This is a genomic window from Janthinobacterium sp. GW823-FHT03B06 (assembly GCF_058796955.1).
Genome location: NZ_JBXAJE010000001.1, coordinates 93,888 through 105,597, shown reverse-complemented (window position 1 = coordinate 105,597; position 11,710 = coordinate 93,888). Strand labels below are relative to the sequence as shown.

Here is an 11,710-nt window from a genome sequence, read left to right as displayed (position 1 = left end):
GCAATTCGCGCGGGATTTTCATGGCGACACCTCTTAAAACGTAAGACTGCTTTCAGCATAGCGCGCCCTGCGCCAAATGCATTATCAGCCACACAACACACTTGGCCGGCCGGCATCAGGCGCCGAGTCCGCCATCACGTCCATCCCGACACACAATTTAACACTTTAATAGCAGATATTGCGCAAATAGCCCACAGCGACGCCCTTGCGTACTGTATATTCATCCAGTTAATATCCATGACATTTCACAAAGCGCCTGCGCGGCGTTTTACATTTCCTATGGCTTCCAACAAAGCGCATCATGCGACCGGTTGGGCTGCCGGCGTGATCGCCGCGGCCCTGGTCGCGCACGCTGGCGCCGGCGGCCCCTATCAAGTGCTGAGCATGCTCGCCTTTGTCATGGGGGCGCTGGGCGGCACGGCGCCGGACTGGCTGGAAGTGGCCTGGTGGGCGCGCACGCACAAGCTGTGGATCACGCACCGCACGTGGACGCACTGGGGCCTGGCCTGGATCGCCCTGCTCGTCTACACGTACCTGCAATTGCCGCACCACCTGTGGGCGCCGCCCCTGTTCGGCTTTGCCGCCGGCGGCATCATGCATCTGCTGGCCGACTGGCCCAATCCGCTGGGCGTGCCGTGGATTTTCCGCCGCCACTCGCTGCGCTGGTGGAAAAGCGGCCGCCACGACATCATCGTCATCATCGCCGCCTGGCTGGCCGCCACCATCGTGGCCGACCACGTGTTTTTCGACGGCATCCACTGGCAGCGCACCGAGCTGGCGTTCGACGGCCTGCTGCACTGGTCCGCCACTGCCCTGCAGCAAGCCTGGGCGGATCTGCAACAGTGGCAGGAGCGCTGGCGCCTCGGTGGCGGACAGTAATTGACGCCGCCCGCATGGCAATGTGATAATGAGTATCATTCTCAAACAGCCCAGCCAGCCGGCACCCCGCGTTCCGTCAGCCCAGCCCTACCCTTGCCTGGAGAACGCAGTGAGTACCGTCAGTCCCACCCATGCCAGCCACCTGAGCACCTTGTACCGCGAACACCATGGCTGGCTGTATGGCTGGCTGCGCGGCAAGCTGGGCAATCGCGCCGAGGCGGCCGACCTGGCGCAGGACACTTTTTTACGCCTGCTGGGCAAGCGCGAGGTGGCACCGCTGGCGCCGCTGCGCGAGCCGCGCGGCTACCTGGCGACCATCGCGCGCGGCTTGCTGATCGACCGCTACCGGCGCCAGGCGCTGGAACAGGCCTATCTGGAAGCGCTGGCCCAGCAAGCCGAGCCGATATCGATCTGCGCCGAAACGCACGCCATCATCATCGAAACCCTGCTCGCCATCGACCGCCTGCTCGACCGCCTGGGCGCGCGCACGCGGGCCATCTTCCTGCTGGCGCAAATCGAAGAACTGAGTTACGTCGACATCAGCCGGCGCCTCGGCGTGTCCCTGCCCACCGTGAAAAAGCACCTGGTGCGCGCCTACACGGAATGCCTGATGCTGGCGGCCGCCTGATGTTTTCCCCTTCCACCCCGCAGTCAGCGCCCATCCCCCGCAAGGTGCTGGCCGCCGCCGCCCATTGGCATGTGGAACTCCAGTGCGGCAGCGCCGACCCGGCCGCCCTGCAGGCATGGCGCGACGCCAGCGCCGAGCATGACCGGGCCTGGGCGCTGCTGCAACGCATGGACGGCCAGCTGGCCATCATACCGCCGGCGCTGGCAATTCCTGCCCTGCAGGCGGCGCAGCAGCGACGGCGCAGCGCCGCGAAAGTGCTGGCCATGCTGGTGGCGGCCGGCGGCGGCATCATGCTGGGCCAGGCGGGCTTGCAGTCCGCCCCCTGGCAAGCGTGGACGGCGTCCTTGCGCACGGTGCCGGGCCAGCGCCGCCACGTGGCGCTGGCCGATGGCGGGCAGATGGAGATGAATACGGACAGCGCCGTCGACGTCGATTACAGCGCCGCGCGCCGCCGCATCCGCCTGCATCACGGCGAAGTCATGGTCACGACGGCGCCCGATGCGCGCCCCTTCCTCGTCGACACACCGCACGGCGTGATCCGCGCGCTGGGCACGCGCTTCGGCGTGCGCTGCGATGACGGTGGCAGCGTCGTCAGCGTCTTCGAACACGCCGTGGAAGTACGCGGCGCGGCGCGCCCGGACGCCGTGCGTCGCCTGGAAGCGGGGCAGCAGCTGCGCTTTGGCGGCACCGGTCTGGAAGCCGTGCTGGCCATGCCCGCGCACCAGGACAGCTGGCTGCGCGGCATGCTGGTGGCGGCAGACTGGCCGCTGCAACGGCTGGTGCAGGAACTGTCCCGCTACCGGCGCGGACGCCTGGCCTGTGACGCGAGCGTGGCGCAACGCCCCGTCACGGGCACTTACCGGATCGACGATATCGACGCCGTGCTGGAAAGCCTGTGCGCCTCGCACGGACTGCAAGTGACCTACTTCACGCGCTACTGGGCCACGGTGGCGGCCCGTTCAAGCTAATTATTTTCAGTTTTTTTTGCGCCAGGGGTTGGTGTTTCGCTGCGCTGCTTCGGCTTGACAGGTAAGAAGCCGATTCATCCACCATAGCCCTTACCCTGAGCAGAAAGACCGAGCATGCAGCTGACCACCCCCGTCCTCCATCCCGCCGCGCGCGCCATCCGCCTGGCCGTCCTCGCCATGGCGTGCGCCGCCCCCGCCGCCTTTGTCGCCGCGCCCGCGCTGGCGCAAGGCCAGGCCGCCGCTTCAAGCGCTGCGCCGCAAGCCTACGCCATTGCGGCCGGCCCGCTGGCCACCGCTTTGAACGATTTTGCCGTCGCCGCCGGCGTCAGCCTGTCGACCGATCCCGCGCAGACGCGCGGCCTGCGCTCGCCCGGCGTGCGCGGCAGCCACAATGTGGCGCAGGGCTTTGCCCAGGTATTGGCCGGCAGCGGCCTGGAAGCGGTGCAGCTGCCGAACGGCGCCTACGTGCTGCGCCAGGCGGCGCCCTCCTCCGCGCCGGCGGCCGGCGTGGAAAAGACCATGGCGCCCGTGGTCGTGAACGCCAGCATGGAGCGCGACCCCGTCAGTGAACACAGCAACTCGTATGCGGCGCGCGCCGTCACCGTCGGCAAGGGCGTGCAGACCCTGCGCGAGATTCCCCAGTCCGTCAGCGTCGTCACGCGGCAGAAGATGGATGACCAGAACCTCAACACCATCGACGCCGTGCTGGCCAACACCACCGGCATCACCATGTACGACAGCCCCATGGGCGGGCGCTATGTGTATTCGCGCGGCTTCATGGTCGACACGTACCAGTTCGACGGCGTCAACCGCGCCATGTACTACCCGCAGGCGAACAGCTTCACCAGCAATACGGCCATGCTCGATCGCGTGGAGATCGTGCGCGGCGCCACGGGCCTGCTGCAGGGCACCGGCTCGCCGGGCGCCGCCATCAACATGGTGCGCAAGCGTCCGCTGGCGGAAAAGCAGGTGCAGCTGGCACTCAGCGCGGGCCGCTGGAACGACGTGCGCGGCGAAGTCGATGTCACCGGCCCCTTGAACGAATCGGGCAGCATCCGCGGCCGCGCCGTGGCCGCGCATGACCAGCGCGATTATTTTTATGACGTGGCCGACAGCCGCACGGACGTGCTGTACGGCGTGCTGGAATTCGACCTGGCGCCGGGCAGCAAGCTGACGACGGGCGCCAGCTACGAAAAACTGCACGCGACGCCCTTCTTTTCCGGCATGCCGCGCTACCGCGACGGCAGCGATCCGAAACTGCCCCGCGAGACTTTCCTCGGTGCCGACTGGAACCGCTGGGCTAGCCGCCAGACGGCCGTCTTCGCCGAATTCGAGCACCACTTCGACGCCGACTGGTCGCTCAAGGCCAGCGCCAACTACACGCGCGAGCGGCATGACGTGAAATACATGTTCAGCCAGGGCGCGATCGACCCCGCCACCCTGGCCGGCATGATGATGTATGGCGGCGTGTTCGACTACGGCAGCACTAACAAGGGCCTCGACCTGTCGCTCGACGGCAAATTCAACGCCTTTGGCCGCCGCCACGGCTTCAGCGCCGGCATCAGCACGAACCGCCTGGAAAGCGACAGCGATTTCAGTCTGGCCCTGCTGCAGCAAGCGAACAATCCGCTGCAGCCGAATCACAGCGTGGCCGAACCGAGCGACGCCTGGTTCCGCGAACACAGCTACCGGGGCGACCCCAGCGTAACAAAAATGACGCAGACGGGCGCCTACGGCGTGGCCCGTTTCAGCGTCAGCGATCCGCTCACCGTGGTGGCGGGCGCCCGCGTGTCGAACTACAAATGGAGCAGCGTGTACCGCGACACGGGCGAGGTGTACATCGACCCGTACCGCGAAAACGGCGTCGTCACGCCGTATGGCGGCGTGATCTACGCATTCGACAAGCGCTGGTCCGGCTACGCCAGCGTCTCCGACATCTTCCAGCCGCAAAACCAGCGCACGGCCGATGGCGCCCTGCTCGACCCGCTCAAGGGCCGCAACCTGGAAGTGGGCGTCAAGGGTGAACTGTTCGACGGCAAGGTGAACACCTCGCTGGCGCTGTTCCGCATCGAGCAGCGCAACCGCGCGGAACTCGACCTGGCCAATACCTGCTCCAGCGGCACGGAGTGCTATTTCTCGACGGGCAAGGTGCGCAGCGAAGGCCTCGATGCGGAAATCAGCGGCGAAGTGGCGCCGGGCTGGCAGCTGTTCGCCGGCTACACGCTGAACAATTTCAAGTACCTGGAGCAGACGTCGAACGCGGGCGTGATGTTCGCCAGCACCTACTCGCCGCGCCACATGCTGCGCGCGTGGAGCGACTACCGCCTGCCCGGCGCCTTGCAGCAGTGGAGCGTGGGCGGCGGCGTGAACTTCCAGACGGAGAGCTCGCGCGTCACGCGCGACGTGACCGTGGCGCAGGGCGCGTATGCCTTGTGGAGCGCGCGCGCCGCGTACCAGATCGACCGCAACTGGACGGCGTCGCTGTCCGTGACGAACTTGCTCGACAAGCGCTACTACCAGACGGTGGGCGCGCCGGCCTGGGGCAATTTCTACGGCGAGCCGCGCAAGGCGCAACTGACCTTGCGCGCACGCTTCTAAGCCAGCTTATGCCGGAGGACGCAATGGCGCCTTCGGCAACGGGATGAATTCCGTCTCGCCCGGCACTTGTCCCATGCGCTGGGCGCTCCAGTCGTCAGCCGCCTGCGACAAGCGCTCCTTGCTCGACGAGACGAAATTCCAGAACAGGTAGCGGTGGCCGTCCAGCGGTTCGCCGCCGATCACGACGAACTGCACCGGCCCGCCGCCTGTCGTCACCACGGGCACGTCGCCTGCCTCGAGCAGGGCCATGGTGTGCGGCGCGAGCGCCACGCCGTCGAGCCGCACCTCCCCGCTGATCGGATAGATCGCCGCTTCCGGCGGCAAGCCCTCCAGGCGCAATTCGCGCCCCGCCTGCAGCGCTACATCGAGGTACAGCGTGGGCATGTAGGTGCGCACGGGCGAAGTCTGGCCAAACGCCGTGCCAATGAGGACTTTCACCACGGCGCCATCGCGCGTCACGACGGGAATGTCGGCCTGCGGCGTGTGCGTGAAACTCGGCGCATCCTCTTCGTGCGCCTTCGGCAGCGCGGCCCACAGCTGCAAGCCGTGCGTGCGGTGCGGCTGCCCGGCCAGGTCGTGCGGCGTGCGCTCCGAATGCACGATGCCGCGCCCGGCCGTCATCCAGTTGATGGCGCCCGGTTCGATGCGCTGGCAGGAACCGATGCTGTCGCGGTGGTCGATCGCGCCCTCGAACAGATAGGTGACGGTGGCCAGGCCGATATGCGGATGCGGGCGCACGTCGTGGTTGGCGTCCGGCGCCACGTCGATGGGGCCGAAATGGTCGAAGAAGATGAAGGGGCCGACGGCCTGTTTGACTGCGGAAGGCAGCAGGCGCCGCACGACGAAGCCGCCGCCCAGGTCTTTTTCGTGGCTTTTCAGGATGGCCGCGCTCATGCCAGCACCGTCGTGATTTCCGTGGTGACGGCCGTCATCAGCTTGTGGATCGGGCATTTGCCGGCCACGGCCAGCAATTCCTGGCGCTGCGCATCCGTCAGCTCGCCCGTCAGGTGCAGGGTGGCGGCCAGGCGGTACACGCCCTTGCGCTCGTCGCTGGCATCGCGCTCGGTCGACACTTCCACGTGTTCCAGCGGGATGCCCTTGTGTCTGGCGTACCAGACGACGGTGAGCGCCTTGCAGGCCGACAGGGCCGCATCGTACAAGTCGTGCGGCGAAGGGCCGGCGTCGCCGCCGCCCTCCTCCACCGAGGCGTCGGCGGAAATGATGTGATCGCGCACGTGCACGATGTGGCGCATGGGTTGCGACTGGTCGCGGATGGCTTTGATGGTCATGGCGTTCCTTGGTGCGTTTGGAAAGCCACAATTTACACCGTTTGCCCGCTTGGCGCAGCCCGCTCTCCTGCCAACTTGCCTAATCGAGCGTGCGCGCCACCCGGAAGCCCACGATGTCGTTCGACAGCACGGTGGAAAAACCGTTGCGCAGGGCCGAGCGCAGGTAGCGCGGGTGGTACAGCCACGAGCCGCCGCGCAGGATGCGCCGGCTGCTGTCGCTGCCCTCTTCCCATGCGCTGCCATCGACGGGCGCGCCTTCGTAATTGTCGTGCACCACGTCCTGCACCCATTCCCACACATTGCCATGCATGTCGAACAGGCCCCAGGAATTCGGCGCGAAGGTGCCCAGCGGGCTGGTGCCGCCCCGGTACACGCCGCGCGGGCCGCCGTTGTACACATACAGACCGTCGTAGTTGGCTTGCTCGGTGCTGATCGTATCGCCCACGTTGAAGGCCGTGCGCGTGCCGGCGCGGCATGCGTATTCCCATTCCGCTTCGCTGGGCAGGCGGTACTTGCGCCCGGTACGCTCGCTGAGCCACCCCAGATACAGCTGCGCGTCATTCCAGCTCACGCCCACCACCGGGTGCTGGTCGTTCTGCACGAAGCCGGGATTGTCCCAGTCCGTCTCGGAACCGCCCGCCCAGCCGGTCGCCTTGACGAAGGCGCGCCATTCGCCCACGCTGACGGGATGCCGGGCCAGCGCGAACGGGCGCGAGATGCCGACCCAGTGCTGCGGCATCTCGCGCTCGAGCCAGGCCTGTTGCGAGCCGGCCTGGATGGCGGCCTTGTGTTCCGTCTCGTGCGCGCCCATCTGGAAACGGCCGCTGGGAATGAGCACCAGTTCCGGCCCCTGTCCCGAGCCATCGAGAAAATCGTCGCGCAAGACGCCTTCCGCATTGGGCACCGGTTCCACGTGTTCCGCTTCCGGCACAGGCGCGGATGCCGGCGCGGGGGCAGCGGCTGCGGCGGCGCGGCTGGCCTCTTCGCGGCGCGCGCGTTCCTGCTCGGCGCGGTAGGCTGCCTCCGCCTTGGCGACGATGGCCTTGCGCTGCAATTCCTGGTGTTCCTGCAAGGCGGTGGCGGCATCGGCTTCGCGGCGCGCGCGCAGCTGGCCGCGCAACGCTTCCTTGCGCAGCTTGCGCGCCTCTTCCGCTTCGAAATGGCGCTGCGCCTCCTGCTCGCGGCGCAGTTTGTCCAGTCGCTGCTTTTCCAGCGCGGCGGCCTGGATTTCCGCCTTGCGGCGCTGGTCCAGTTCTTCCTGGCGCGCACGTGCCTCTTTGAGCGCCGCCTCGCGGGCCTGTTCGGCGGCCAGCGCCGCCTCCTTTTGCTGCTGCGCCGCGCGCGCCTGCTGCTGGCGCGCCTGCTCCGCCAGTTCTTCGGGCGACGGCCCGGCCGCGCGTTCCAGGTTTTCCAGCAAGGCTTGCACCGATTGCGGACGCAATTCCGGCGTCAGCGAAAACCCGTTCTGCAGCACCTGCCACTGCTGCGCGTTGAGCGCTTGCGGCGCCGACGGCAGATGGCTGGCGCTGCGCGCGTCGTCGAACGGCATGCGCCCTTCGAGCATCTGGTAGATCATCACGGCCACCGCATACACGTCCAGGCGCGGGCTGGGCTGGCGCTGGTTGGCGCCGGCCTCGGGCGCCCGGTAACCGTGCGTGCCCGCATTCGGCATGTCCAGCGCCAGGCTGCTGTCCGCATTGCGCACGCGCGAAGCGATGCCGTAGTCGAGCAGCTTGACGTCGCCTTTCGCCGTCAGGAAGACATTGCCCGGCTTGATGTCGCGGTGCACCAGCTTGTGCTTTTCCCACGCATACGACAGGGCGTCGGCCACCGGCTGCAGCAGTTGCTGCACCGTGGACAGAGGCAGCGCGCCCTCGCGCGCCAGATAATGCTCGAGGTCTTCGCCATCGAGGCATTCCATGATGATGAAATAGCTGGCCGTGGCCGGGTCCTGCGCCCACTCGTAGACGCGCACGATGTTTTCATGCGCGAGCTTCCTCGCCTGGGTCGCTTCCTCGATCAGCAACTTGGCATGCGTGGCGCTTTGCGTCAGCTGCGGCGGCAAGATCTTCAGCGCCACCATTTCGCTGCTGCCCAGTTCCGCGTGCGTGGCCAGGTCGGTCGCTTGCCACACCTGCCCCATGCCGCCCGTGCCGATCAGCCGTTCGAGCCGGTAGCGGCGGTTCTGCGGGCCGATTTCCTGGCCCGTCATGAAGCCCAGCTCCGTGCCCTGGCGCACGGGCAACGGCGCGGCCACGGGAGCGGCGCCGGGCGGCGCGTACTCGGCGTCGAGGATGGCGTTCTTGCGGCGTTCAAATTCCTGCTCGCTGAGCAGCCCGTCGTCGTGGAGGGCGCGCAGTTCCCGCAGTTTGTCTCGTGCTTTTTGCATCATCTGGGGTGAAACGCTTCCATCAAGGCTGCAGGGCGACACCGCAGGCGGCGCAGAATTTATCTTCCGGGTGACCCGCGCGCTGCGCATGGCCGTTCTTGCAGCGGGCCGGCGCCGATGCCGGCGCGGCGGAAGCTGCACCAGGCTGCAGCGCCTGCGCCACGGCCACGCCCAGCTGCGCCTGCGCCGACAGGCCGTGCGCGTGCGCCGCGTTCTGCAGGTTGATCAGGTCGAGCTGCTGGCGCCGTTCGCGTTCCGCCTGGCCTTCCAGGTAGCTGCGCTCCTGCGCCACGCTGTCCTGCGCCATGCGCAGCGCGTCCAGCGGCGCGACGCTGTTCTCGGCCGCCGCCAGCGCCGCCAGCGCGTGAATCTGCTCGGCGCTCATGCCCGCCTGCAGCTGCACTTTCAGTACTTGCGCCAACGCGGCCGCGTTCTGCCCGGCGGCCATGGCCACCTTGCCCGTGTCGCTCAGGGAGCCGATTTTCTCGATGCGGTCGATATCGATGCGCGCCAGTTCGGCCGCATGCGCCTGCTGCGCCAGCAGGGCTTCATATTCTCCCTTCCAACGCGCGTAATCGCTTTCGCGCTGCTGCGCCATGGCCAGCAAGTCGCGCTGCCATTGCGCTTCCTGTTCCAGCTGGCGCAGCTGCTGGCGCTGTTCCTCGATGGCCAGCGCGTCGAGCTGCGCCAGCTGCGATTGCTGCTGCAGCTGGCGCGCGTGCACGCCGTCTGCCTCGATGGTGCGCAGCAGCTTTTCCTGCTGCGCGATGGCGTCCTCGCGCGCGCCGCCGCGCCGCAGCGCCGCCACCTTTTCCGCGATCTCCGCCGCCTGCACCTGGGCCGCTTCATCCTTGTGCGCTTCGGCGCGCAGCAGTTCGCGCTGGCGCGCCAGCTGCATCTGGTCTTCCCACTCCTGTACCCGCTCGGCCTCGCGCTTGCGCGCCGCGTTCGCTAGCATCAGGCCCTGCCAGGCCGCCTGGTGCTGCTCCGCCTCCAGCTGCGCCTCGCGCTGGGCGGCATCCGCTTCCGCCTGGCGCAGGCGCGCCAGCTGGGTGCGGCGGCCCGTCTCGTCGTCGATCAGCAGCGCGCTTTCCACTTGCTGCGCGATCGACTGCAAGTGGACCTGGTGGGTAAAGCGCTGCTGCGCCATCTGGATCTGTTCGCGTCCATGCAGCTGCGACAATTCCAGCTCGCTGCGCATCTTGATGGCGGCCAGCGCGCGCACGTGTTCCCAGTTGGCCGCCTCATCGGCGCGCTGCGCGCCCTTTTGCGCCAGTTCCTGTTCCAGCTCGCCCAGCGCCAGCGCGGCGCCATGGTCGAGCGCCTGGCGCCGCGACTTCGCTTCCAGGATGCGGCCATACAGGTCGATCTGGCGTCCGCGCAGCGCTTGCAGGCGCTCCGCTTCCTGATGGCCCAGCTCGGCCTTTTCCAGCGTCGCGTCCTGCCGCAGTTCGGCGCGCCGGTGCGCGTGGCGCGCCGCCAGTTCCTCGCGGCGGATGCGCTGCCATTCTTCCTCGTCATACAGCTGGTCGAGCTGCTTCATGCGCTCCAGGCTGTGCTGTTCCAGTTCCTGCGCCGGCAAGCCGCCTAGCCACAGGGTGCCGATGCTGGCGGCGGCATCGCCCTCGCCCGCGCGCTTGTCGTGCCGCAGGCTGAGCGTTTCCACGCGCGCCACGGCCAGGCCGGACGGCGCCAGGCGCTGCGTCAGGGCCGATTGCAGGCGCTCGTTCAATTCGGGCCGCAGGTCGGCATTCGCGTCCATCTCGCGCAGCGCGCGGCTGCCGATGAATTCCAGCGCGATCTGGCGCACGGACGGCAGCAGCAAGGCGTGCAGGTGAGCGCGCGTGACGGCGCCCGGCGCGCGCATGAACTGGCGCGCGAACGCATCGGGCTGGCCCAGCGCGATATCCACGCGCAGCGCGGCGGCGACGTCCAGCAGCTCCGTGCTGGCCAGGCCGGGCAGATCGAATTCCAGGCTGACGGCGTCGGCGCGCGCGATCAGCACTTCGGCCGGGCGCGCCGGCAGCAGCGCCGGCAGGCGCGCGAAGAAGGCGGCGCTGTCGTAGTCGCCAGCCGGTATCAAGGTGAAAGCGTCCGATTGCACGATCCAGGCACGCGACTCGGCGGGCACCTGCAGGCGGCGTGCGGCACTGCCAAACAGCGAGGACAGTTCGCGCACGCCAAAGAACAGGGCCAGTTGCCCATCAGCAAGATGCCATTGATTGGCATGCAGCACCGCGTCGCTGTCGGGAGCGCCCAGCGACAAGCCGCATCGCGCGCAATAGCCGGCGGCAGCGCCGTTCTTGTGCTCGCAGCGCGGGCAGCGGGCGCCGCCAAAACCAAACAATTGGAACATGTGTGACTCCTGATGAGAATGATTGCGTGCGCGCTGGCTACCGTAGCGATTCTAGCAGGAGCGCCGGCGGCGCACGCTACACCGCGCAGTATCAAATAATGCCACGCGGCAAGTACATTCATATGCACGGATACAGGGCTAATTAGGCCTCAATTCAAGCGGTCGCCCGCCGGCCCCGTGCGCAGGCATTTCAGCGCCGTTTTTTTGCAGGCCATCCCGCCAAAACCACGGCTGGTCGCATGCGCATGGCGGGCGGGCGCGCGCTTGGCTACAGTGCATGCATACCCACCCGCCACCGAAAGGAACGATCATGAAAGCCTTGAAAAACATGGAAGCCATCTTCACCGTCGCCGTCGCCATCGCCTGCGGTGCCAGCTATGCCAGCTTCACCAGGCCACAGGCGGCAGAAACCGGCAATACGGCGCAGGCCCGCGCCATCCCCGTCGTCGTCGTCAGCGCCAAGCGCCTGACGGAACAGGAAAAGAAAATTTCGCTGATCGAGGAACGCCAGGCCTTGCTGGGCAACACCACCGCCAGCGCCCTGTGAGTCACCGATGCTGCCCCCACGCCGCCTGGCGCCAGTTTGAACACGACCGCGCCAGG

The 11,710-nt window shown here is 67.6% G+C and carries 9 protein-coding genes; 5 read left to right on the top strand and 4 right to left on the bottom strand.

Going from position 1 to position 11,710, the window contains the following annotated elements; translation table 11 throughout:
• The first annotated feature begins 279 nt into the window (after window positions 1-279).
• From AC1RBA_RS00510 to AC1RBA_RS00495, 4 genes are all read left to right on the top strand, one after another.
• Complete coding sequence (locus AC1RBA_RS00510) at window positions 280-879, top strand: metal-dependent hydrolase (protein WP_492415990.1); 600 nt, start codon at window positions 280-282, stop codon at window positions 877-879.
• 109 nt (window positions 880-988) lie between these two features.
• Window positions 989-1,507, top strand: coding sequence for a sigma-70 family RNA polymerase sigma factor (locus AC1RBA_RS00505; protein ID WP_492415989.1), 519 nt, complete (start codon window positions 989-991; stop codon window positions 1,505-1,507).
• Window positions 1,507-2,475 carry a FecR domain-containing protein gene (locus AC1RBA_RS00500; RefSeq protein WP_492415987.1) on the top strand — a complete coding sequence of 323 codons (969 nt, stop codon included), beginning with the start codon at window positions 1,507-1,509 and terminating at the stop codon, window positions 2,473-2,475. Before AC1RBA_RS00505 ends, AC1RBA_RS00500 begins: the two co-directional genes overlap by 1 nt.
• 114 nt (window positions 2,476-2,589) lie before the next feature.
• Window positions 2,590-5,073: a TonB-dependent siderophore receptor gene (locus AC1RBA_RS00495; protein WP_492415986.1), complete on the top strand. Its 2,484-nt coding sequence runs from the start codon at window positions 2,590-2,592 to the stop codon at window positions 5,071-5,073.
• A gap of 6 nt (window positions 5,074-5,079) precedes the next feature.
• Here AC1RBA_RS00495 and AC1RBA_RS00490 read toward each other — a convergent pair whose 3' ends face one another.
• From AC1RBA_RS00490 to AC1RBA_RS00475, 4 genes are all read right to left on the bottom strand, one after another.
• A complete protein-coding gene (locus AC1RBA_RS00490) occupies window positions 5,080-5,967 on the bottom strand; it encodes a pirin family protein (RefSeq protein WP_070313473.1) in 888 nt (295 codons plus the stop codon).
• Window positions 5,964-6,362: an OsmC family protein gene (locus tag AC1RBA_RS00485; protein ID WP_099411573.1), complete on the bottom strand. Its 399-nt coding sequence runs from the start codon at window positions 6,360-6,362 to the stop codon at window positions 5,964-5,966. The genes AC1RBA_RS00490 and AC1RBA_RS00485 overlap by 4 nt, the downstream gene beginning before the upstream one ends.
• Window positions 6,363-6,441: 79 nt before the next feature.
• A complete protein-coding gene (locus AC1RBA_RS00480; protein ID WP_492415985.1) occupies window positions 6,442-8,754 on the bottom strand; it encodes an SUMF1/EgtB/PvdO family nonheme iron enzyme in 2,313 nt (770 codons plus the stop codon).
• A 19-nt stretch (window positions 8,755-8,773) separates the two neighbouring features.
• Window positions 8,774-11,107, bottom strand: a complete 2,334-nt coding sequence (locus AC1RBA_RS00475) for a coiled-coil domain-containing protein (protein ID WP_492415984.1) — start codon at window positions 11,105-11,107, stop codon at window positions 8,774-8,776.
• 310 nt (window positions 11,108-11,417) lie between these two features.
• On the opposite strand from AC1RBA_RS00475, the gene AC1RBA_RS00470 reads away from it, so the two are divergent.
• The gene (locus AC1RBA_RS00470) at window positions 11,418-11,654 is read left to right on the top strand and encodes a hypothetical protein (RefSeq protein ID WP_070313469.1); all 237 of its coding nucleotides are present in this window, start codon (window positions 11,418-11,420) and stop codon (window positions 11,652-11,654) included.
• The last annotated feature ends 56 nt before the right edge of the window (window positions 11,655-11,710 follow it).

What these genes read in the sequence shown, in the direction of transcription:
- AC1RBA_RS00510 (WP_492415990.1), top strand. Translation starts at nt 280, where the DNA reads ATGGCTTCCAACAAAGCGCATCATGCGACCGGTTGGGCTGCCGGCGTG.
- AC1RBA_RS00500 (WP_492415987.1), top strand. Translation starts at nt 1,507, where the DNA reads ATGTTTTCCCCTTCCACCCCGCAGTCAGCGCCCATCCCCCGCAAGGTG.
- AC1RBA_RS00495 (WP_492415986.1), top strand. Translation starts at nt 2,590, where the DNA reads ATGCAGCTGACCACCCCCGTCCTCCATCCCGCCGCGCGCGCCATCCGC.
- AC1RBA_RS00490 (WP_070313473.1), bottom strand. Translation starts at nt 5,967, where the DNA reads ATGAGCGCGGCCATCCTGAAAAGCCACGAAAAAGACCTGGGCGGCGGC.
- AC1RBA_RS00485 (WP_099411573.1), bottom strand. Translation starts at nt 6,362, where the DNA reads ATGACCATCAAAGCCATCCGCGACCAGTCGCAACCCATGCGCCACATC.
- AC1RBA_RS00480 (WP_492415985.1), bottom strand. Translation starts at nt 8,754, where the DNA reads ATGATGCAAAAAGCACGAGACAAACTGCGGGAACTGCGCGCCCTCCAC.
- AC1RBA_RS00475 (WP_492415984.1), bottom strand. Translation starts at nt 11,107, where the DNA reads ATGTTCCAATTGTTTGGTTTTGGCGGCGCCCGCTGCCCGCGCTGCGAG.
- AC1RBA_RS00470 (WP_070313469.1), top strand. Translation starts at nt 11,418, where the DNA reads ATGAAAGCCTTGAAAAACATGGAAGCCATCTTCACCGTCGCCGTCGCC.